Genomic DNA, 20,735 nt, shown 5'->3' with positions numbered 1-20,735 from the left:
CCCGACAGACAAAAAAAGGGCCGCATCGCTGCGACCCTTCCTGCTTCTTCGCGTTGCGCTGAGCGTTGCTCAGGCAGCGGACATCACATGCCCATGCCGCCCATGTCGCCCATGCCACCCATGCCGCCGCCACCCATCGAAGGCGAATCGTCCTTCGGGGCTTCAGCGACCATGCACTCGGTCGTCAGCATCAGCGAGGCGACCGACGCGGCGTTCTGCAGCGCGGTGCGGGTGACCTTCGTCGGGTCCAGGATGCCCATGTCGATCATGTCGCCATAGGTGTCGTTGGCGGCGTTGAAGCCGTAGTTGCCCGAACCGGCCAGGATGGCGTTCACGACCACGCTCGGCTCGCCACCGGCGTTGGCCACGATTTCGCGCAGCGGGGCTTCGATGGCCTTCAGGACCAGCTTGATGCCGGCGTCCTGGTCAGCGTTGTCACCAGCGATGGTGCCAGCCGCCTGACGGGCGCGCAGCAGGGCCACGCCGCCACCAGCCACGATGCCTTCTTCGACGGCAGCACGGGTCGCGTGCAGCGCGTCTTCCACGCGGGCCTTCTTTTCCTTCATCTCGACTTCGGTGGCAGCACCGACCTTGATGACGGCCACGCCACCGGCCAGCTTGGCCACGCGCTCTTGCAGCTTCTCGCGGTCGTAGTCGCTCGACGCTTCTTCGATCTGGATGCGGATCTGCTTGACGCGGGCTTCGATGATGTCGGCGGTGCCGGCACCGTCGATGATCGTCGTGTTTTCCTTGCCCACTTCGACGCGCTTGGCCTGGCCCAGATCGGCCAGCGTCACCTTGTCCAGCGACATGCCGACTTCTTCGGCGATGACCTTGCCGCCCGTCAGGATGGCGATGTCTTCCAGCATGGCCTTGCGGCGATCGCCGAAGCCCGGAGCCTTGACGGCGACAACCTTCAGGATGCCGCGGATGGTGTTCACCACCAGCGTGGCCAGCGCTTCGCCGTCCACGTCTTCCGCGATGATCAGCAGCGGACGGCCGGCCTTGGCGACTTGCTCCAGCGTCGGCAGCAGGTCACGGATGTTCGACACCTTCTTGTCGTACAGCAGCACGAACGGGTTGTCGAGCAGGGCGGCCTGCTTTTCCGGGTTGTTGATGAAGTACGGCGACAGGTAGCCGCGGTCGAACTGCATGCCCTCGACGATGTCGAGTTCATTGTCCAGCGACTTGCCGTCTTCGACGGTGATGACGCCTTCCTTGCCGACCTTGTCCATCGCCTTGGCGATGATCTCGCCGATCGACGAGTCGCTGTTGGCGGAGATCGAGCCGACCTGGCTGATTTCCTTGGTGGTCGTGGTGGCCTTCGAAGCGGCCTTCAGCTCGACGACCAGGGCCGTCACAGCCTTGTCGATGCCGCGCTTCAGGTCCATCGGGTTCATGCCGGCGGCCACGTACTTCATGCCTTCGCGCACGATGGCCTGGGCCAGCACGGTGGCGGTGGTGGTGCCGTCACCAGCGTTGTCAGAGGTCTTGGAAGCGACTTCCTTGACCATCTGCGCGCCCATGTTCTGCAGCTTGTCCTTCAGCTCGATTTCCTTGGCCACGGACACACCGTCCTTGGTCACGGTCGGGGCGCCGAACGAGCGCTCCAGCACGACGTTGCGGCCCTTGGGGCCCAGGGTGACCTTGACGGCGTTGGCGAGGATGTTCACGCCTTCGACCATGCGGTGACGGGCGTCTGCACCAAAGATGACGTCTTTTGCTGCCATGTTGTTAACTCCGGAATCTTGAAATCTGAGGGATGGGACGGACGTGGCTGTCGCGGCTTACTTGCCGACGACGGCGAAGAGGTCTTCTTCGCGCATCACGAGCAGTTCGTCGCCATCGACCTTGACCGACTGGCCGCTGTACTTGCCGAACAGGACGCGGTCGCCGACGGCGACGTTCAGGGCAACGAAGTCGCCCTTGTCGTTGCGCTTGCCCGGGCCGACGGCCAGAACTTCACCTTGGTCAGGCTTCTCTGCGGCGTTGTCGGGGATCACGATGCCCGAGGCGGTCTTGGTTTCTTGCTCAAGACGCTTGACGATGACGCGGTCATGCAGAGGACGAAGTTTCATGAGATCTCCTGGATACAGAGAAAAAAATCAGGGGGAAGAGCCTTTCCGGCTCCACTAGCACTCGACACCATCGAGTGCTAACAGGACTGATTATAGGAACGGTCCGCGCGCTTTCAAGAGGGCAGACCCAGAGAACCCGCTAATCTTGTGCCTATGAACGCCCTGCCCGACGCCCGCACTGCCCTGCCCCCCGACGACGTGCTGCGCGCCACGCTGCACGACGAGGTCCACGCCCGCCCCACCGCGCGCATCCGGCTGCCGGCGCTGGTGGTCTATGTCGCGGTGCTCAACGACGGCGTCAGCCGCGAGGCGGAGTGGGAGCACCTGAAGCGCCTGCCCGGTCAGGAGGGGCTGCGGCTGGCCGAGCTGAGCAGCAGCTTCCTGCGCATCCGGCTGGCCAACTGCACGCTGAAGTGGGAGCGCCACAGCGAGTTCACCCGCTACTCCATCGTGCAGGCGCTGCCCGAAGGCGCCGGCCTCGACGCCACCGAATCGCCCGCACTGGACACGCTCGCGGTCGAAGCGGACTGGCTGCGCACCATCCCCGGCCGCACCGTGGCGGCCATCAAGCTGGCCATGGTGATCGGCGACATCTCGAACGCGCCGGCCACCGCGCGCCTGGGCCAGCAGTGGCTGGGCGGGCGCAGCGTGGTGGCCTCGATCATGGGCACCTTCGGCCACTCGATCGCGGTGACCACCTTCCGGCTGCGCGACAGCGGCTTCGAGCACATGCTGGTCATCGCCCCGGCCAGCACCACCGAGACCCGCGCCGGCCGCATCTCGCAGCGCCTGCTGGAGCTGGAGACCTACCGGCTGATGGCGCTGCGCGGCCTGCCGGCGGCCAAGTCGCTGACGCCGATGCTGGCCGAGGCCGAAGCCACGCTGGCCGACATCACCGCACGCCTGGAGAACAAGCAGGCCACCGACCAGGAGCTGCTCGACACGCTGGTGGCACTGGCGGCCAAGGTCGAACGCGCCACTGCGCTCCACCAGTACCGTTTCTCCGCCACCCAGGCCTACCACGCCATCGTCGGCCAGCGCATTGCCGAGCTGCGCGAAAAACCCATCTCCGGCACGCAGGGCATCGGCGAGTTCATGCAGCGCCGTCTCGCGCCCGCCATCGCGACGGTCGGCGCCACGGCGCAGCGGCTGGCGGCGTTGTCGCAGCGGGTCGAACGCGCCAGCGGCCTGCTGCGCACCCGCGTGGACATCGCCGCCGAAGCGCAGAACCAGCAGCTCCTGGCCCAGCTCACGCGCGGGCAGGAGCTGCAGCTCAAGCTGCAGTCGACGGTGGAGGGGCTGTCGATCGCGGCGATCTCGTACTACGTGATGAGCCTGTTGTATTACGGCGCGAAGGCGGCCAAAGTCGTCGGCGCGCCGATCAACGCAGACCTGGTGGCCGGCGCGCTGATCCCCGCCGTGCTCTGGGGCGTGTGGCGCACGAACCGGCGCATCCACGCGCGGCTGCACGCCGACGCTGGCCACTGAACAGAACACCCAATCGCTTTCCACGTTCCCCCACCGACACTGATGGAGACACGCCCATGAAACTCGAAACCCTCGCCGTCCACGCCGGCTACAGCCCCGACCCGACCACCAAGGCCGCGGCCGTGCCGATCTACCAGACGGTCGCCTACGCCTTCGACAACGCGCAGCACGGCGCCGACCTGTTCGACCTGAAGGTGGCCGGCAACATCTACACGCGGATCATGAATCCGACGCAGTCCGTGCTCGAAGCGCGCGTGGCCGCGCTCGAAGGTGGCATCGCATCGCTGGCCGTGGCCTCGGGCATGGCCGCGATCACCTACGCGATCCAGACGATTGCCGAGTCCGGCGACAACATCGTTTCGGCCAGCCAGCTCTACGGCGGCACCTACAACCTGCTGGCGCACACGCTGCCGCAGATGGGCATCGAGACCCGCTTCGCCGACGCGACCAATCCCGCGTCCTTCGCCGCGCTGATCGACGCACGCACCAAGGCGGTCTTCTGCGAATCGGTCGGCAACCCGCTGGGCAATGTCACCGACATCGCCGCGCTGGCCGCGGTCGCGCACGCCGCGGGCGTGCCGCTGATCGTGGACAACACGGTGCCCTCGCCCGCGCTGTGCCGCCCGATCGAGCACGGCGCGGACATCGTCGTCCACTCGCTGACCAAGTACATGGGCGGCCACGGCAACAGCGTCGCTGGCGCCATCGTCGACTCGGGCACCTTCCCGTGGGCGCAGCACAAGGAACGCTTCAAGCGTCTGAACGAGCCGGACGTGAGTTACCACGGCGTGGTCTACACCGAAGCGCTCGGCCCGGCGGCCTACATCGGCCGCGCGCGCGTCGTGCCGCTGCGCAACATGGGCGCGGCGATCTCGCCGATGAACGCCTTTCTGATCCTGCAGGGCATCGAGACGCTGGCGCTGCGCATGGACCGCATCTGCGACAACACGCTGGCGCTGGCCACCTTCCTGAAGAACCACCCGAAGGTGGCGTGGGTGAACTACGCCGGCCTGCCCGACCACCCGGACCATGCGCTGGTGCAGCGCCAGATGGGCGGGCGCGCCTCGGGCATCCTGAGCTTCGGCCTGACTGAAGGCGGGCGCGAGGCTGGCGCGCGCGTGCTGGATGCGTTCAAGCTGTTCACCCGGCTGGTCAACATCGGCGACGCCAAGTCGCTGGCCACGCACCCGGCCTCGACCACGCACCGCCAGCTCAACCCCGAGGAACTGGCCCGGGCGGGAGTCAGCGAGGACATGCTGCGTCTGTCGGTCGGCATCGAGCACATCGATGACCTGATGGCCGATCTGGACCAGGCGCTGGCGGCGGCCTGATCCCGCGGCGCGTCAGTGCATCAGCGCGCCGGCGCAGCCACCGGCACCGCCGCGTTGCCCGCACTGACCGCCTTCATCACCCGCGTCTTGCCGCCCGTCGAGACGAGAATCACGGCCTCACCGGGCGTGAAGCTCTCGTTGCCCTTGGCCTGCACCAGCGCCCGGCGCTCGCCGCTGGGCAGCTGCAGCAGGATCTCGACAGCCTCTTCGCGCGTGCCGAAGCGTTCGATCGAGTTGCCGATGACGGCACCCGCCACGGCGCCGAGCACACCGATCACCGCCCCCTCGCGCCGCCCGCCGACCGAGCTGCCAGCGATGCCACCGACCACGGCGCCGGACGTGCCGCCGATGCCCTGCTGCTGGCCCTCGACGACGACAGCGCGCACGTTGAGCACGACCGCGTCCTGCACGGTGGACAGGCGCTGCGCGTCGCCGGGCCGGATCACGTCGGGGCTGGTGGTGCTGCAGGCGCCGAGCAACAAGGCGGTGGCGGTCGCCACGGTGACGAAGAGTGCTTTCATGGGGGAAACCTGAGGTTGTTGTGGAGGTCAGCCGTAGAGGCGGCTGTGGCGGGGCACGCCTGCGAGCAGGAACTCCATCTGGTCCGCCACGATGCGCCGCCCCTTGAGGATCATGTCTTCATGCAGACTGGGTGTGTACGGAAGGTAAAGCAGTTCCATCCGGCATTCCTGAAGCAGCCGATTGCCCTTGCGGCCGTTGCAGCCGCGGCAGGCGGTGATGCAGTTCATCCACGAATCGTCGCCGCCGCGCGAGGTCGGCACGATGTGCTCGCGGGTCAGGTGGTCGGCATGGCCCCGCTGGCCGCAGTAGGCACAGACCAGGCGGTCGCGGGCGAACAGCTTCGGATTGGTGAGCGCCGGCACCTGGCGCCAGGCGCGTGTCGGTACCGCGCCGCGGACCGCAATGATCGGGTGCAGCTCCAGCCGCGACTGCAGCCCGCTGACCCGCTGGATCCCCCCGCGCAGCAGCAGGCACGGCTCGCCCACTGTCCACGCGACGGCATCGCAGACATAGAGGTTGGCCGCCTCCCGGGGTGAAATCCAGGCCTGGGGACGACCCGATACATCGAGTTGCAACACGTCCATGGGAAAAACCTCCGCGCCAGCATAGAGCAGACTGTGCGGGGCTGCCCGACTGGCGCCATCTAGAGTTTTGACTCTAGCCTCACAAGGGTCATCCGCAGTGGCGCTCAGGTGTTCTTCGATCAGAATAGAACGATCGTTCGTTTTATTGCAACACGTGACCTCCACCTCGCCCCTCGCCATCCGGACCGCCCCTTCTGGCGCGCGTGCTGCCCAGAAGGGCCAGCAGACACGCGCCTCGATCCTGGACGCCGCGCTGAGCCTGGCCTCGCAGAAGGGGCTGGAGGGGCTGTCGATCGGCACGCTGGCCGACATCACCGGCATGAGCAAGTCCGGCGTCTTCGCGCACTTCGGCTCCCGCGAGGAGCTGCAGATGTCGGTGATCCGCGAATACCACGCGCGCTTCGAGGAAGAAGTGTTCTACCCCTCGCTGCGCGAAGCCCGCGGCCTGCCCCGGCTGGAGGCGATGTTCCGCCGCTGGCTGGCGCGGGTCAGCGTCGAGATCGACTCGGGCTGCATCTACATCAGCGGCGCGGTCGAGTTCGACGACCGCCCCGGTCCGGTCCGTGATGCGCTGGTCGCCATGGTGCGCACCTGGCACACCGGGCTGGAGCGGTCCATCACGATGGCGCGCCAGGAAGGCCACCTGCGCGCCGACACCGACGCACGCCAGATGCTGTTCGAACTCCACGGGCTGGTGCTGGCGCTGCACCACGATGCCCGTTTCCTGCGCACCCCAGGCGCGCTCCAGCGCGCTGAACAAGCCTTTCTGAATGTGCTGGCCCGCTATCGCCGCATGCCCAGCTAGCTGACGCCGACACGGTCGGGCCACCCGGTGAGCGGGTGCCCGCCCCGCCCTCCTGAACCGATTCTGAACCCCTCACCGAGGAGATCTCGATGCCCCAGTACACCCCGCCGCTGCGTGACCTGCAATTCGTGCTGCACGAACTCGTCCAGGTCACCGAGACCTTCAAGGCCATGCCCGCGCACGCCGAGGTCGATGTCGACACCGTCAACGCCATCCTCGAAGAAGGCGGCAAGTTCGCCGCACAGGTGGTGTTCCCGCTGAACCGCAGCGGCGACGAGGAAGGCTGCACGCTCGACAAGGCCACCCACGAGGTGCGCACGCCCAAGGGCTACAAGGAAGCCTATGCCCAGTACGTCGAAGGCGGCTGGGCGGCGCTGAGCTGCGACCCGGCCTACGGCGGCCAGGGCCTGCCGCACGTCGTGAACCAGTGCTTCTACGAGATGCTCAACAGCGCCAACCAGGCGTGGACGATGTACCCCGGCCTGTCGCACGGCGCTTACGAGAGCCTGCACGCCCACGGCACGCCCGAGCAGAAGGCCACCTACCTGCCCAAGCTGAGCAGCGGCGAGTGGACCGGCACGATGTGCCTGACCGAGCCGCACTGCGGCACCGACCTCGGCCTGCTGCGCACCAAGGCCGAGCCGCAGGCGGATGGCACCTACAAGATCAACGGCGCCAAGATCTTCATCTCCGCCGGCGAGCACGACATGGCCGCCAACATCGTCCACCTCGTGCTGGCGCGCCTGCCGGACGCACCCGCAGGCTCGAAGGGCATCTCGCTGTTCATCGTGCCCAAGTTCCACGTCAACGCGGACGGCTCGCTCGGCGGACGCAACGGCATCTTCTGCGCCGGCCTCGAACACAAGATGGGCATCACCAGCAACGCCACCGCGCAACTGGTGCTCGAAGACGCCGTCGGCACGCTGGTCGGCCAGCCGCACAAGGGCCTGGCCGCCATGTTCGTGATGATGAACGCCGCCCGCCTGGGCGTCGGCATGCAGTCGCTCGGGCTGACCGAAGTGGCGTATCAGAACGCCGTCGCCTATGCCAAGGACCGCCTGCAGATGCGTGCCCTGTCCGGCCCGAAGGCACCGGAGAAGGCGGCCGATCCGATCATCGTCCACCCGGACGTGCGCAAGATGCTGCTGACAGCCCGCGCCTACGCCGAAGCGGGCCGTGCGCTGTGTGTGCACACGGCGCTGATGCTCGACCAGGAACTCAGCCACCCGGACGAGGACGTGCGCAAGGCGTCGGCCGATGAAGTCGCGCTGCTGACGCCGATCATCAAGGCCTTCCTGACCGACAACGGCTGGATCGCCACCTCGCACTGCATGCAGGTCTTCGGCGGCCACGGCTACATCAAGGAATGGGGCATGGAGCAGTACGTGCGCGATGCCCGCATCAACATGATCTACGAGGGCACGAACACGATCCAGTCGCTGGACCTGCTCGGCCGCAAGGTGCTGGCCGACAACGGCAAGAAGCTCAAGGCATTTGGCCGCAAGGTGGCCGAGTTCGTCGAGGAAGAAGGCATCCGCGAGGACATGCAGGAGTTCATCAACCCGCTGGCGGACCTCGGCGACAAGGTGACCAAGCTGACGACCGAACTGGGCATGAAGGCGTTCGGCAACCCGGACGAAGTGGGCGCGGCGGCGGTCGATTACCTGCGCGTGGTCGGGCACCTCGTGTTCGCCTATTTCTGGGCGCGCATGGCCAAGGTGGCGCTCGACCGGCTGAAGGAGCAAGGCGCGAACCCGGACCCGTTCTACGTCGCCAAGCTGCACACCGCGCGTTTCTACTTCGCCAAGCTGCTGCCGGAAACCGCCTCGCTGATCCGCACCGCCCGCGCCGGCCTCGCGCCGCTGATGGCGATGGACGAAGCGATGTTCTGAGCCCGAAGCCCCCACCCCGACCCTCCCCCGCTGGGGGAGGGAGCAAGACGAGGCACACCATGAAAAACACCCTGATCGCCCTCGCGCTGGCCGGCGCTTCGCTGGCCGCTGCCGCGCAGTCCACGCCCGCCGGTCTGTGGAAGACCATCGACGACGACGGCAAGACCGAGAAGTCGCTGGTGCGCATCACCGACAACGCGGGCACCTTCTCGGCCAAGGTCGAGAAGGTGTTCGACGCGACCAAGCAGGACGCGCGCTGCGAAAAATGCAGTGACGACCGCAAGGATCAGCCCGTGCTGGGCATGACCATCGTCAAGGGCGTGCGTGCCAACCTCGACGACAAGGTGCTGTGGGACGGTGGCGAGATCCTCGACCCGAACAACGGCAAGACCTACAAGGTGCGGATGAAGCCGGTCGACGGCGGCAAGCAGCTGGAGGTGCGCGGCTACATCGGCGCGCCGCTGCTGGGCCGCACGCAGACCTGGGTCCGCGTCGAATGACCCCCCGAACCACGAAGACCCCGACTCTCACAAGGAAGCACCCATGAGCCGTTTCAATGTCCGCCAGGTCGCCGTGCTCGGCGCCGGCGTGATGGGCGCGCAGATCGCCGCCCACCTGGTCAACGTCAAGGTGCCGGTCGTGCTGTTCGACCTGCCCGCCAAGGAAGGCCCGAAGAGCGCGATCGCGCAGAAGGCCATCGACAACCTCAAGAAGCTCAAGCCGTCGCCGCTCGGCGTGGCCGAGGACGCCGCGCGCATCCGCGCCGCCAACTACGAGGAGCACCTGGACCTGCTGCGGGACTGCGACCTCGTGATCGAGGCCATCGCCGAGCGCATGGACTGGAAGCACGACCTCTACGCCAAGATCGCGCCCTTCATCGCGCCGCACGCCATCCTGGCCTCGAACACCTCGGGCCTGTCGATCACGACGCTGTCGGATGGTCTGCCCGCCGAGCTGAAGCCGCGCTTCTGCGGCATCCACTTCTTCAACCCGCCGCGGTACATGTACCTCGTCGAGCTGATCCCGACCCCGAGCACCGAGGCACGTTACCTCGACCAGCTCGAAACGTTTGTCACCTCGACCGTCGGCAAGGGCGTCGTGCGCGCCAAGGACACGCCGAACTTCATCGCCAACCGCGTCGGCATCGCCGGCATGCTGGCCACCATCCACGAGGCACAGCAGTTCGGCCTGAGCGTCGATCTGGTTGATGACCTGACCGGCAAGAAGTTCGGCCGCGCCAGCTCGGGCACCTTCCGCACCGCGGACGTGGTCGGCCTGGACACGATGGCGCACGTCATCCGCACGCTGCAGGACAACCTCGGCCCCGACCAGGCCAACGATCCATTCTTCCCGTCCTACGCGACGCCGCCGGTGCTGTCGGCGCTGATCGCCAAGGGCGCGCTGGGGCAGAAGGCCGGCGCCGGTTTCTACAAGAAGGTCGGCCGCGACATCCTGCGGCTGGACGCCGCCAAGGGCGAGTACGTGCCCGCGGGCGGCAAGGCGGACGCGATCATCGACCGCATCCTGAAGAAACCCGCCGCCGAGCGCCTGAAGCTGCTGCGCGAGTCGAGCAACCCGCAGGCGCAGTTCCTGTGGGCCATCCTGCGCGACAGCTTCCACTACGTCGCCGTGCATCTGGCCACGATCGCCGACTCGGCGCGCGAGGTGGACTTTGCGATGCGCTGGGGCTTCGGCGCCAAGCAGGGGCCGTTCGAGCTGTGGCAGGAAGCCGGCTGGCAGCAGGTCGCCAAGTGGGTGCAGGAGGACATCGACGCGGGCAAGGCGCTGTGCAACGCGCCGCTACCGGCCTGGGTGTTCGACGGCCGCACGGGCGTCCACACGCCGGAAGGTTCGTGGTCGCCGACGGCCAACGCCTACGTGCCGCGCTCCGCCCTGCCCGTCTACCAGCGCCAGCATTTCCCGGAAAGCCTCGTCGGCGGCGGCGCCGTCGATCCGCTGAAGAGCGGCACCGAGGTGTTCCGCAACGAGGAAGTGCGCGTCTGGACGCTGGACGGCGAGGTGCTGATCGCCAGCATCACCGCCAAGCTGCACCTCATCAGCCCGACCGTGACCGAGGGGCTGCTGAAGGCAGTCGAACTCGCGGAAGCCGGCTACCAGGGGCTGGTGATCTGGTCGCCGGACGATGTGTTCTCGGCCGGCGCCAACCTCGAATCGCTGATGCCGGTGTTCATGAAGCTCGGCGCCAAGGGCATCGCGCCCGAGGAAAAGAAGCTGCAGGACATGATGCTGCGCGTGCGCTACGCCAGCGTGCCGGTGGTGGCCGCCGTGCGCGGCATGGCGCTGGGCGGTGGCTGTGAGCTGGCGGTGCATTGCGCGCAGCGGGTCGCGGCGATGGAGAGCTATGTCGGGCTGGTCGAGGTCGGCGTCGGGCTGATCCCGGGCGGCGGCGGGCTGGCCTATGTGGCGCGCCGGGCGGCCGAGCGGGCCGCGGCGGCGCCGGGCACCGACCTGCTGGCCTTCCTGAAGGACGGCTTCCAGGCGGCAGCGATGGCCACGGTCGGCACCAGCGCGCTGGAGTCGCGCAAGCTGGGCTACCTGCTGGACAGCGACATCGTCGTGGCGAACAAGGACGAGCTGCTGCACGTCGCGCTCAGCCAGGCCAAGGCGCTGGCCAATGCCGGCTACCGCGCGCCCGTGAAAGCGCCGTTCCCGGTCGCCGGCCGCAGCGCCATCGCCACCATCAAGGCCAGTCTGGTCGGGATGCGCGACGGCGGCTTCATCAGCGCGCACGATTTCCACATCGCCAGCCTGATCGCCGACGTGGTCTGCGGTGGCGAGGTGGACGCGGGCAGCCTCGTCACCGAGGAATACCTGATGGCGCTGGAGCGCAAGCATTTCTGCGCCCTGCTCGAACACCCCAAGTCCCAGGAACGCATCATGGGCATGCTGCAGACCGGCAAGCCGGTGCGCAACTGACCAGGCCGACGGAGCACATACACATGAGCAAGCAACTGCAAGACGCCTACATCGTCGCCGCCACCCGCACGCCGATCGGCAAGTCGCACCGCGGCTTCTTCCGCAACACGCGCCCGGACGACCTGCTGGTCGCGGCCATGCGTGGCGCGCTGGCCCAGGTGCCGACGCTGGACCCGAAGGCCATCGAGGACGCCATCATCGGCTGCGCCATGCCCGAAGGGCCGCAAGGGCTGAACATGGCCCGCGTCGCCGCACTGCTGGCGGGGCTGCCGAACACGGTGGGCGGCATCACCGTCAACCGCTTCTGCGCCTCCGGCCTGAGCGCGATCCAGATGGCCGCCGATCGCATCCGCGTCGGCGAAGCCGACGTGATGATCGCCGGCGGCGCCGAGAGCATGAGCATGGTGCCGATGAGCGGCAACACGCCGAGCTTCAACCCGAGCATCTTCGAGCGCGACGAGAACATCGGCATCGCCTACGGCATGGGCCTGACCGCCGAGAAGGTGGCCAACCAGTGGAAGGTCAGCCGCGACGCACAGGACGCCTTCGCGCTGGCCTCGCACCAGAAGGCACTGGCGGCGCAAGCCGCGGGCGAATTCGACGCCGAGACCACGGCGGTGGACGTCGTCGAGCGCACGCCCGATCTGGCCACCGGCGAGATCCACACCCGCACCCGCACGGTGAACCGCGACGAAGGCGCCCGCCCCGACACCACGCTCGAAGGCCTGGGCAAGCTCAAGACGGTGTTCGCCGCCAAGGGCAGTGTCACCGCAGGTAACAGCTCCCAGACCAGCGATGGCGCCGGCTGCCTGATCCTGGCCAGCGAGAAGGCGATCCGCGAGCACGGCCTGACGCCGCTGGCGCGCTTCGTCAGCTACGCCAGCAAGGGCGTGCCGCCGGAGATCATGGGCATCGGCCCGATCGAGGCGATCCCCGCCGCGCTGCGCAGCGCGGGGCTGCAGCAGAGCGACCTGGACTGGATCGAGCTGAACGAAGCCTTCGCCGCACAGGCGCTGGCCGTGATCAATACCACGGGTCTCGACCCGGCGAAGGTCAATCGCATGGGCGGCGCCATCGCGCTCGGCCATCCGCTGGGCGCGACCGGGGCGATCCGCGCCGCGACGCTGGTCCATGCACTGCGCCGCCATGGCCTGAAATACGGCATGCTGACGATGTGCGTCGGCACGGGCCAGGGCGCCGCTGGCATCTTCGAGCGCGTCTGATCCGTCACACGTCAGGATGGTGCCCGCATGACCGTCCAAGCCGCTGCACCACTGTGTGCAGCGGCTTTTTTGTTTCACACGCAACAATCGGTCGTGACCGGATGTTGCAGCGCATTTACCATTCCCTGTTGCCCGAGGAGACCCCATGAGCATCAAGACCGCCACCCTCAACGGCGTGGCCACGATCGAAATCGCCCGCCCGGAAAAGAAGAACGCGCTGACCATGGTGATGTACACCGCCATGGCCGAGGCGCTGCGCAGCGCACAGACCGATACGTCGGTGCGCGCTGTGCTGATCACCGGGCAGCCAGGCATGTTCACCTCGGGCAACGACCTGGAAGACTTCATGCAGCGCCCGCCGCAGGGCATGGACTCGCCGGTGTTCCAGTTCATGCTGGCGCTGCTGGAATGCGAGAAGCCGGTGGTCGCCGCCGTGACGGGTGCGGCGATCGGCATCGGCACGACCATGCTGCTGCACTGCGACTTCGTCTATGTCAGCGACGAGGCGCGGCTGGCGATGCCCTTCGTCGGGCTCGGGCTGGTGCCGGAATACGGGTCGAGCCTGCTCGTGTCGCAGTTGATGGGCCACGCCAAGGCGGCGGAAAAGCTGCTGCTCGGCGACCCGTTCACGGGCGCGGATGCGGTCGAGTGCGGCATCGCCAACGCGGTGCTGCCGACCAGCGAAGTCGTCAACCATGCGCGCCGCGTCGCCGAGCGTTTCAACGCGCTGCCGCCGGGCGCCGTGCGCGACAGCAAGCGCCTGATGCGCGCGCCGCAGCGCGAGCAGGTGCGTGCCGTCATCGCCAGCGAGGCCGCCATCTTCTCCGAGCGGCTGCGCAGCCCCGAAGCGCAGGAGGCCTTCCAGGCCTTCTTCCAGAAGCGCAAGCCCGACTTTTCCTCGTTCACCTGAACGTCCCCTGCCCACACCGAACGCGCCGCCCGAGCGCGACCACCTGCCAATGCCCACCTTCACCGCCGCCAAAGTTGCCCTGTCCCCACTGCTGATCTGGCAAGGGCGGCAGGTGCGCAGGGAAGCCCCGCGCCTGCCGGAAGCCGAGGGGCCGCGCCTCGGTCTGGCCGGCATGGAGCGCCACAGCGGCGCGATGCCGCGGCTGCGGGTGCTGATCGTGGGGGACTCCTCGGGAGCGGGCGTCGGCGCGGCCACCCAGGACGAGGCACTGGCCGGCCGGCTCAGCCAGGCGCTGACCCGCCGGCTCAAGGCGCCGATCGCCTGGCAACTGGTGGCACGCACCGGCTGGACCACGCCGGACGCGACCCAGGCGCTGGAGGCGCTGGCCTCGCAGGGCCGCCTGCCCCCGGCCGATGTGATGGTGACCGCCCTCGGCGTGAACGACACCGTGCGCCAGACCAGCCCGCGGCGCTGGCTGGCCCAGCTCGACCGGCTCGAAGACTGCGCCCGCGAGCTGGCAGGGGTGCACCAGATCGTGGCGACCGCCGTGCCGCCGATGCACCTGTTCCCGCTGCTGCCGCAGCCGCTGCGCTGGGTGCTGGGCCGCTCGGCGCAGGCGCTGGATGCTGCCCTGATGCAGTGGACGGCGGACTCGGGGACGCGGGCCTATTTCGAGCTGCCTTACGACCCGGAGCACGACGAGGTGCGGCACCTCATGGCCAGTGACGGATTCCACCCTGGCCCCACCCTCTACCAGCGCTGGGGCGAGGCGCTGGCGCTGCAGATCGCCGCCGACTACCGGCCGCTCATGCGGCCGGTGTGAGCCCGGGGCGGGGAATCGGGCGCGGCCGGCCGGCCGGGTCGATGGCGACATAGGTCAGGTTCGCCTCGGTCACTTTCACCGTCTGCGGATCGGCCGGGTTGCGCTCGGCATAGACCTCGACATGCACCGTCACCGAGGTGTTGCCGATGCGCTCCACCGTCGCATAGAAGCTCAGCAGGTCGCTCACCGACACCGCCTGCTTGAAGATGAACTGGTTCACCGCCACAGTGGTGATGCGGCCCTTGGCGATGCGTGCCGGCAGCACGGCACCCGCGATGTCCACCTGGGCCATGATCCAGCCGCCGAAGATGTCACCGTTGCCGTTGGCGTCTGCGGGCATCGGCATCATGCGCAGCACGAGTTCGCGCTGGTGCGAGCCGGGATCACCACCGTGGACCGGCGGCGGACTGGAAAAACGCGGAGCGTTGGCTTGGTTCACACTCATGGGTTGGCACCTCGGTTACAGGCGCCATTCTTTCACCAAGACCCCTCATGCGCCGCTTCGCTCCGAACGACCCCGCCCCCGCCGACCCACCCGGCACCCCCCGCAGCGACTGGACCACGCTCAAGCGCATCGGCCCCTACCTGTGGGAATACCGCGTCCGCATGCTGCTGGCGCTGCTGTTCCTCGTGGCCGCCAAAGTGGCCAATGTCGGCGTGCCGGTGCTGCTGAAGACGCTGGTCGATGACCTAGCGATCCCGGTGGGTGACCCGCGGGCGCTGGTGGTCGTGCCGCTGGGGCTGCTGCTGGCGTATGCGGGGCTGCGCTTCTCGACGACGCTGTTCACCGAGCTGCGCGAACTCGTCTTCGCCAAGGCCACCCACGGCGCCACCCGCCGCATCGCGCTGGAGACCTTCAGCCACCTGCACGCGCTCAGCCTGCGCTTCCACCTGGAGCGTCAGACCGGCGGCATGACCCGTGACATCGAGCGCGGCACGCGGGCATTGCAGTCGCTGGTGAGCTACTCGCTCTACACGATCGTGCCGACGCTGGTGGAGCTTGGGCTGGTGCTGACGCTGCTGGGCTCGCGCTTCGACATGGGCTTCGTGTGGATCACGCTGGCCGCGCTCGTCGCCTACGGCACGCTGACCATCAGCATCACCGAATGGCGCAACCGCTTCCGCCGCGAGATGAACGAGCTGGACTCGAAGGCGCACAGCCGCGCCATCGACGCGCTGCTGAACTACGAGACCGTCAAGTATTTCAACAACGAGGACTTCGAGTCGCGCCGCTACGACGAGGGCCTGGACGCCTACCGCCGCGCGCAGATCAAGTCGCAGGGCACGCTGTCGCTGCTCAACGCCGGGCAGCAGTTCATCATCGCCGCCAGCCTGGTGGCGATGCTCTGGCGCGCGACTGCGGGCGTGGTCGAGCAGCGGCTGACGCTGGGCGACCTGGTGATGGTGAACGCGCTGCTGATCCAGCTCTACATCCCGCTGAACTTCCTGGGTGTGCTCTACCGCGAGATCAAGCAGAGCCTGACCGACCTGGACAAGATGTTCCGCCTGATGGAGCGCGAACGCGAGATCGCCGACAAGCCCGGCGCACAGCCGCTGGCGATCGAACACGCCACCGTGCGCTTCGAGCACGTGCACTTCGCCTACCACGCGGACCGGCCGATCCTGCACGACGTGAGCTTCGAGATCCCGGGCGGGCAGACGGTGGCGGTGGTCGGGCCATCCGGCTCGGGCAAGAGCACGCTGGCGCGGCTGCTCTACCGTTTCTACGACGTGGACGCCACGGCCGGTGACCACGGCGGCGGGCGCATCACGGTCGACGGGCAGGATCTGCGCGAGGTGACGCAGGACAGCCTGCGCCGCGCCATCGGCATCGTGCCGCAGGACACCGTGCTGTTCAACGACACCATCGGCTACAACATCGGCTACGGTCGCCCCGGCGCGTCACAGGCCGAAATCGAGGCCGCCGCCCGCGCCGCGCACATCCACGACTTCATCGCCGCCCAGCCCAAGGGCTACGACACGATGGTCGGCGAGCGGGGGCTGAAGCTCTCCGGCGGGGAGAAGCAGCGGGTGGCGATTGCGCGCACGCTGCTGAAGAACCCGCCGATCCTGATCTTCGACGAAGCCACCTCGGCGCTGGACTCGGCCAACGAGCGGGCGATCCAGACGGAACTGGCGAGCGCGGCGAAAGGCAAGACCGCGCTGGTCATCGCGCACCGGCTGAGCACCGTGGTCGATGCGCACACCATCGTGGTGCTGCAGCAGGGCCGCATCGCCGAGCAAGGCAGCCATGCCGAACTGCTCGCCCGCGACGGCGTGTATGCCCGGATGTGGCGCCTGCAGCAAAGTGGCGGGACGGCGGACGGAGCGAAAGACCCGCTCGACGCTCAGTTCACCGACTTGCTGCTGCGGCCAGCGTAGCGCGGGATCTGCAGGCCCAGCATCCACTCGATGCGGCTGATCTGGCCCGGCTCCCGGCTGACGGCGCGGTAGCCGCGGCGCACCAGCAGCTTCACATAGGACCGGTTGGCCGTGGGCGCCAGCAGCAACTGGCCCACGACGGGCAGCAGCACGCTCACGGCGGTGCTGCGCCAGTCGCCGCGGCGGATCAGCTCGATCGGTCCCAGCAAGGCCACGCGCAGGGAGTAGCCGATGGTGATCTGGCGACTGTCCCCGGACTCCGCGTGGCGCAGTTCCAGCACAGGCCGGGCGTCGGTGGCGGAACCCGGCGTTGGCCGCGCCTCGAACTGGCTCGGTGCTGCGCCCATGTCGCGCGACAGGGACTCGGAAGGGGAGGGATGACTCATGGCGACGCTCTTGGATTCACACTCTGGAATGCCGGTGAAGTGGGCAATGTCACCTCGACACAAGTCGGTTGACTTGGTTTGTTGTTGATTTTTGCAATTTTGCAATTTGGCTGCGAATAGTACCCATGTAGGGAGCGCAGTTCCATGTCATTTCGATAGCAATTCCATCGCAATCAAGTGGCAAATGTCTCGCAGTTGCATGCTTGACAGAGGCCATGGACCCCACCGCATGGCCTGGCATCTGCGCGCTGGACCCGATGCGGCCGCTCGGTCAGGCTCGCTACACTGGTCAGCGTGGAAACCAAATGGCTTGAAGACTTCGTCAGCCTGGCCGAGACGCGCAGCTTCTCGCGCTCGGCCCAGCTGCGGCATGTGACCCAGCCGGCGTTCTCCCGGCGCATCCAGGCGCTCGAAGCCTGGGCCGGCATCGACCTGGTCGACCGCTCGTCCTACCCCACCCGCCTGACCTCGGCCGGCAAGACCCTGCTGCCGCAGGCGCTGGAGATCCTCGGCAACCTGCAGGCAGCCCGCAACCTGATGCGCGGCCACCAGACCTCCAGCCAGGACATGATCGAGTTCGCCGTGCCGCACTCGCTGGCCTTCACCTTCTTCCCGCACTGGGTGATGGGGCTGCGCCAGCGCTTCGGTGCCTTCAAGAGCCGGTTGGTGGGCCTGAACGTGCACGACGCGGTGATGCAGCTCACCGAGGGCTCCTGCGACCTGCTGCTGGCCTACCACCACGCCTCGCAGCCGCTGCAGCTCAACCCCGAGCGCTACGAGATGCTGAGCCTGGGCACCGAGACGCTGGCGCCCTATGCACGGGCCAATGCCGACGGCGACCCGCTGTTCCGCCTGCCGGGCCGCTCGCATGACAAGGTGCCCTACCTCGGCTATGCCACCGGCGCCTACCTGGGGCGCATGGTCGACCTGCTGCTCAAGCAGTCGAGCGAAGCCCTCTACCTCGACCCGATCTACGAGACCGACATGGCCGAGGGCCTGAAGGCGATGGCGCTCGAAGGGCATGGACTGGCCTTCCTGCCCGCCAGCTCGGTGCGCAAGGAGCTGAGTGCGCGGCGGCTGGTCCCCGCCGGTCCGCGCCAGTCGGGTGCGGCCTTCGAGGTGACGATCGAAGTGCGCCTCTACCGCGAGCGGCCCGAGGTCTCGCGCCACAACAAGCCGGCGGCGCAGGCCTTGTGGGAATTCCTGCGCACCACCAAGCTGGGCGAGAATCGCGGTCTATGACGACCGCCACCGCCCCCACGCTCCGCCTCACCCGCCCCGACGACTGGCATCTGCACGTGCGCGACGGCGCAGCGATGGCGGCCGTCGTGCCGCACACCGCACGCCAGTTCGGCCGCGCCATCATCATGCCCAACCTGCGTCCGCCGGTGACCACGGCCGAGCAGGCCCTGGCCTACCGTGCACGCATCGAGGCCTGTGTGCCCGAAGGCGTGGACTTCACGCCGCTGATGACGCTCTACCTGACCGACAACACCCCGCCCGACGAAATCCGCCGCGCCAAGGACGCCGGCGTGGTCGCGCTCAAGCTCTACCCGGCGGGTGCCACGACCAACAGCGATGCGGGCGTGACCGACATCCGCAAGACCCATGCGACGCTGGAGATGATGCAGCGCGAAGGCCTGCTGCTGCTGGTCCACGGTGAAGTCACCGATCCGTCGGTGGACGTGTTCGACCGCGAGGCACGTTTCATCGACGAGGTGATGGAGCCGCTGCGCGATGCCTTTCCCGAACTGAAGATCGTCTTCGAGCACATCACCACCCGCGACGCCGCCCAGTACGTCGCAGAAGCCGGCCCGAACACGGCAGCCACCGTCACGGCGCACCACCTGCTCCACAACCGCAACGCGATCTTCACCGGTGGACTGCGGCCCCATTACTACTGCCTGCCCGTGCTCAAGCGCGAGGAACACCGTCTGGCGCTGCTCGCCTCGGCCACCTCGGGCAGCCCGAAGTTCTTCCTCGGCACCGACAGCGCCCCCCACGCCGCCCACCTCAAGGAACACGCCGCGGCCTGCGCCGGCTGCTACACGGCGCTGTCGGCGATCGAGCTGTACGCCGAGGCATTCGAGCGCGCCGGTCGCCTCGACCGGCTGGAGGGCTTCGCCAGCCACCACGGCCCGGACTTCTACGGCCTGCCACGCAACACCACCACCATCACGCTGCGCCGTGAGCCATGGACCTTGCCCGAGTCGCTGTCCTATGGTGACGCGGAACTCAAGCCGCTGGGTGGTGGCGAGACGCTGAACTGGCGCCTCATCCCCTGAGCCGTGTCGGCCATGGCGGTGCCGACACCGGCACCGACACCGGCACCCACTTGACACGCGGGTGAAGCGGCCTCAGATACGCTGGGGATCCCCCACGAGGAGCTTCACCATGAAACGCATCGCCCTGTTCCTGCTCACCAACCTCGCCGTCATGCTGGTGCTGGGCATCGCCTCCAGCGTGCTCGGCATCAACCGCTACCTGGACGCGCAGGGGCTGAACCTCGGCACGCTGCTGCTGTTCTCGCTGTTCATGGGCTTCACCGGCGCGATCCTCTCGCTGCTGATGAGCAAGCCCATGGCCAAGTGGAGCACCGGCGCGCAGGTCATCAACGGCTCGACCGACCCGATGCACCGCTGGCTGGTCGGCACCGTCGAGCGCTTTGCCCAGAAGGCCGGCATCGCCATGCCCGAGGTTGCCATCTATGACGGCGAACCGAACGCCTTCGCCACCGGCGCCTTCAAGAACTCGGCGCTGGTGGCGGTCTCCACCGGACTGCTGCAGAGCATGAACCGCGAGGAAGTCGAAGCGGTCATCGGCCATGAGGTCGCCCACGTCGCCAACGGCGACATGGTGACGATGACCCTCATCCAGGGCGTGATGAACACCTTCGTCGTCTTCATCTCGCGGGTGGTCGGCTATGTGGTCGACCGGATGATCCTGAAGAACGACAAGGACGCTCCCGGCATCGGCTACATCGCGACCACCCTCGTGATGGACATGCTGCTGGGCGTGGTCGCCGCCATGGTCGTGGCCTGGTTCTCGCGCCAGCGGGAGTTCCGCGCCGATGCCGGCGCCGCACAACTGATGGGCGATCGCCGGCCGATGGTGCATGCGCTGGCCCGTCTGGGTGGGCTGGAGCCGGGTGACCTGCCGAAGACCATGGCCGCGATGGGCATCTCGGGTCGACCGAACGACCTGATGGCGCTGTTCTCCAGCCACCCGCCGATCGAGGACCGCATCCGGGCGCTCCAGAACGCCCGGTGATCCCCGCCTGAACCGCTGCGGCCACGCCGGCCAAGCAGGCCAAGCAGGCCTTCAGCAAAGAAGGCCCCTCCCCAGCGAAAATCAATGTAACCAAAAGTTTCTTG

Annotated in this window: 19 protein-coding genes; 13 read left to right on the top strand and 6 right to left on the bottom strand. The window is 67.8% G+C overall.

Going from position 1 to position 20,735, the window contains the following annotated elements:
• Positions 1 to 83: 83 nt before the first annotated feature.
• Both groL and groES read right to left on the bottom strand, forming a co-directional pair.
• A complete protein-coding gene (groL, locus tag U5O44_RS02730) occupies positions 84 to 1,730 on the bottom strand; it encodes a chaperonin GroEL (RefSeq protein WP_322586925.1) in 1,647 nt (548 codons plus the stop codon).
• Between the two features lie 57 nt (positions 1,731 to 1,787).
• Positions 1,788 to 2,078 (bottom strand): co-chaperone GroES, encoded by a 291-nt coding sequence (gene groES, locus U5O44_RS02725; protein WP_322586924.1) that lies wholly within the window; start codon positions 2,076 to 2,078, stop codon positions 1,788 to 1,790.
• 153 nt (positions 2,079 to 2,231) lie between these two features.
• Between groES and U5O44_RS02720 the strand changes: the two genes are divergently transcribed.
• Both U5O44_RS02720 and U5O44_RS02715 read left to right on the top strand, forming a co-directional pair.
• Complete coding sequence (locus tag U5O44_RS02720) at positions 2,232 to 3,566, top strand: DUF3422 family protein (RefSeq protein ID WP_322586923.1); 1,335 nt, start codon at positions 2,232 to 2,234, stop codon at positions 3,564 to 3,566.
• Positions 3,567 to 3,622: 56 nt separating this feature from the next.
• Positions 3,623 to 4,897, top strand: coding sequence for an O-acetylhomoserine aminocarboxypropyltransferase/cysteine synthase family protein (locus U5O44_RS02715; RefSeq protein ID WP_322586922.1), 1,275 nt, complete (start codon positions 3,623 to 3,625; stop codon positions 4,895 to 4,897).
• Positions 4,898 to 4,917: 20 nt separating this feature from the next.
• Here the strand turns inward: U5O44_RS02715 and U5O44_RS02710 are convergent, their stop codons facing one another.
• Both U5O44_RS02710 and U5O44_RS02705 read right to left on the bottom strand, forming a co-directional pair.
• Positions 4,918 to 5,418: an outer membrane lipoprotein gene (locus tag U5O44_RS02710; protein WP_322586921.1), complete on the bottom strand. Its 501-nt coding sequence runs from the start codon at positions 5,416 to 5,418 to the stop codon at positions 4,918 to 4,920.
• 27 nt (positions 5,419 to 5,445) lie between these two features.
• Positions 5,446 to 6,003 carry an HNH endonuclease gene (locus tag U5O44_RS02705; protein WP_322586920.1) on the bottom strand — a complete coding sequence of 186 codons (558 nt, stop codon included), beginning with the start codon at positions 6,001 to 6,003 and terminating at the stop codon, positions 5,446 to 5,448.
• 145 nt (positions 6,004 to 6,148) lie between these two features.
• On the opposite strand from U5O44_RS02705, the gene U5O44_RS02700 reads away from it, so the two are divergent.
• The 7 genes from U5O44_RS02700 (at position 6,149) to U5O44_RS02670 (ending at position 14,593) form a co-directional block, all read left to right on the top strand.
• Positions 6,149 to 6,808 carry a TetR/AcrR family transcriptional regulator gene (locus tag U5O44_RS02700; RefSeq protein ID WP_416222112.1) on the top strand — a complete coding sequence of 220 codons (660 nt, stop codon included), beginning with the start codon at positions 6,149 to 6,151 and terminating at the stop codon, positions 6,806 to 6,808.
• An 89-nt stretch (positions 6,809 to 6,897) separates the two neighbouring features.
• Entirely contained in the window at positions 6,898 to 8,700 is a 1,803-nt protein-coding gene (locus tag U5O44_RS02695; RefSeq protein WP_322586919.1) for an acyl-CoA dehydrogenase C-terminal domain-containing protein, read from the top strand.
• Positions 8,701 to 8,759: 59 nt separating this feature from the next.
• Positions 8,760 to 9,200, top strand: a complete 441-nt coding sequence (locus tag U5O44_RS02690; protein WP_322586918.1) for a DUF2147 domain-containing protein — start codon at positions 8,760 to 8,762, stop codon at positions 9,198 to 9,200.
• A gap of 43 nt (positions 9,201 to 9,243) precedes the next feature.
• Positions 9,244 to 11,637 (top strand): 3-hydroxyacyl-CoA dehydrogenase/enoyl-CoA hydratase family protein, encoded by a 2,394-nt coding sequence (locus tag U5O44_RS02685; protein ID WP_322586917.1) that lies wholly within the window; start codon positions 9,244 to 9,246, stop codon positions 11,635 to 11,637.
• 23 nt (positions 11,638 to 11,660) lie between these two features.
• The gene (locus U5O44_RS02680; protein WP_322586916.1) at positions 11,661 to 12,860 is read left to right on the top strand and encodes an acetyl-CoA C-acyltransferase; all 1,200 of its coding nucleotides are present in this window, start codon (positions 11,661 to 11,663) and stop codon (positions 12,858 to 12,860) included.
• A 145-nt stretch (positions 12,861 to 13,005) separates the two neighbouring features.
• The gene (locus U5O44_RS02675; protein WP_322586915.1) at positions 13,006 to 13,770 is read left to right on the top strand and encodes an enoyl-CoA hydratase; all 765 of its coding nucleotides are present in this window, start codon (positions 13,006 to 13,008) and stop codon (positions 13,768 to 13,770) included.
• A 49-nt stretch (positions 13,771 to 13,819) separates the two neighbouring features.
• Positions 13,820 to 14,593, top strand: a complete 774-nt coding sequence (locus U5O44_RS02670; RefSeq protein ID WP_322586914.1) for an SGNH/GDSL hydrolase family protein — start codon at positions 13,820 to 13,822, stop codon at positions 14,591 to 14,593.
• On the opposite strand, the gene U5O44_RS02665 is transcribed toward U5O44_RS02670, so the two are convergent.
• Positions 14,577 to 14,942, bottom strand: coding sequence for an acyl-CoA thioesterase (locus U5O44_RS02665; protein WP_322587102.1), 366 nt, complete (start codon positions 14,940 to 14,942; stop codon positions 14,577 to 14,579). The two genes, U5O44_RS02670 and U5O44_RS02665, sit on opposite strands and share 17 nt — an antisense overlap.
• A 143-nt stretch (positions 14,943 to 15,085) precedes the next feature.
• Here U5O44_RS02665 and U5O44_RS02660 point away from each other — a divergent pair, with 143 nt between their 5' ends.
• Positions 15,086 to 16,975, top strand: coding sequence for an ABCB family ABC transporter ATP-binding protein/permease (locus tag U5O44_RS02660; protein ID WP_322586913.1), 1,890 nt, complete (start codon positions 15,086 to 15,088; stop codon positions 16,973 to 16,975).
• Here U5O44_RS02660 and U5O44_RS02655 read toward each other — a convergent pair.
• A complete protein-coding gene (locus U5O44_RS02655; protein WP_322586912.1) occupies positions 16,942 to 17,361 on the bottom strand; it encodes a hypothetical protein in 420 nt (139 codons plus the stop codon). The genes U5O44_RS02660 and U5O44_RS02655 overlap by 34 nt on opposite strands.
• Positions 17,362 to 17,655: 294 nt before the next feature.
• Here U5O44_RS02655 and U5O44_RS02650 point away from each other — a divergent pair, with 294 nt between their 5' ends.
• The 3 genes from U5O44_RS02650 to htpX all read left to right on the top strand — a co-directional run bounded on the left by U5O44_RS02650 (position 17,656) and on the right by htpX (position 20,631).
• Positions 17,656 to 18,603 (top strand): LysR substrate-binding domain-containing protein, encoded by a 948-nt coding sequence (locus tag U5O44_RS02650; RefSeq protein ID WP_322586911.1) that lies wholly within the window; start codon positions 17,656 to 17,658, stop codon positions 18,601 to 18,603.
• The gene (gene pyrC, locus U5O44_RS02645; protein ID WP_322586910.1) at positions 18,600 to 19,646 is read left to right on the top strand and encodes a dihydroorotase; all 1,047 of its coding nucleotides are present in this window, start codon (positions 18,600 to 18,602) and stop codon (positions 19,644 to 19,646) included. Before U5O44_RS02650 ends, pyrC begins: the two co-directional genes overlap by 4 nt.
• Before the next feature lie 109 nt (positions 19,647 to 19,755).
• Complete coding sequence (gene htpX, locus U5O44_RS02640; RefSeq protein ID WP_322586909.1) at positions 19,756 to 20,631, top strand: protease HtpX; 876 nt, start codon at positions 19,756 to 19,758, stop codon at positions 20,629 to 20,631.
• The last annotated feature ends 104 nt before the right edge of the window (positions 20,632 to 20,735 follow it).

Origin of the sequence: Sphaerotilus sp. (assembly GCF_034519685.1) — a bacterium.
Classification (GTDB): domain Bacteria; phylum Pseudomonadota; class Gammaproteobacteria; order Burkholderiales; family Burkholderiaceae_C; genus Sphaerotilus.
The sequence above is the reverse complement of the archived record's forward strand: the minus strand, read 5'-3'. Positions and strand labels throughout refer to the sequence as shown.

Bases quoted from the DNA above. Each gene is read 5' to 3' on its own strand.
- U5O44_RS02685 (WP_322586917.1), top strand. From the start codon at position 9,244: ATGAGCCGTTTCAATGTCCGCCAGGTCGCCGTGCTCGGCGCCGGCGTG.
- groES (WP_322586924.1), bottom strand. From the start codon at position 2,078: ATGAAACTTCGTCCTCTGCATGACCGCGTCATCGTCAAGCGTCTTGAG.
- htpX (WP_322586909.1), top strand. From the start codon at position 19,756: ATGAAACGCATCGCCCTGTTCCTGCTCACCAACCTCGCCGTCATGCTG.
- U5O44_RS02715 (WP_322586922.1), top strand. From the start codon at position 3,623: ATGAAACTCGAAACCCTCGCCGTCCACGCCGGCTACAGCCCCGACCCG.
- U5O44_RS02695 (WP_322586919.1), top strand. From the start codon at position 6,898: ATGCCCCAGTACACCCCGCCGCTGCGTGACCTGCAATTCGTGCTGCAC.
- U5O44_RS02675 (WP_322586915.1), top strand. From the start codon at position 13,006: ATGAGCATCAAGACCGCCACCCTCAACGGCGTGGCCACGATCGAAATC.
- U5O44_RS02665 (WP_322587102.1), bottom strand. From the start codon at position 14,942: ATGATGCCGATGCCCGCAGACGCCAACGGCAACGGTGACATCTTCGGC.
- U5O44_RS02690 (WP_322586918.1), top strand. From the start codon at position 8,760: ATGAAAAACACCCTGATCGCCCTCGCGCTGGCCGGCGCTTCGCTGGCC.
- U5O44_RS02705 (WP_322586920.1), bottom strand. From the start codon at position 6,003: ATGGACGTGTTGCAACTCGATGTATCGGGTCGTCCCCAGGCCTGGATT.
- U5O44_RS02720 (WP_322586923.1), top strand. From the start codon at position 2,232: ATGAACGCCCTGCCCGACGCCCGCACTGCCCTGCCCCCCGACGACGTG.
- U5O44_RS02680 (WP_322586916.1), top strand. From the start codon at position 11,661: ATGAGCAAGCAACTGCAAGACGCCTACATCGTCGCCGCCACCCGCACG.
- U5O44_RS02660 (WP_322586913.1), top strand. From the start codon at position 15,086: ATGCGCCGCTTCGCTCCGAACGACCCCGCCCCCGCCGACCCACCCGGC.
- U5O44_RS02655 (WP_322586912.1), bottom strand. From the start codon at position 17,361: ATGAGTCATCCCTCCCCTTCCGAGTCCCTGTCGCGCGACATGGGCGCA.
- U5O44_RS02670 (WP_322586914.1), top strand. From the start codon at position 13,820: ATGCCCACCTTCACCGCCGCCAAAGTTGCCCTGTCCCCACTGCTGATC.
- pyrC (WP_322586910.1), top strand. From the start codon at position 18,600: ATGACGACCGCCACCGCCCCCACGCTCCGCCTCACCCGCCCCGACGAC.
- U5O44_RS02710 (WP_322586921.1), bottom strand. From the start codon at position 5,418: ATGAAAGCACTCTTCGTCACCGTGGCGACCGCCACCGCCTTGTTGCTC.
- groL (WP_322586925.1), bottom strand. From the start codon at position 1,730: ATGGCAGCAAAAGACGTCATCTTTGGTGCAGACGCCCGTCACCGCATG.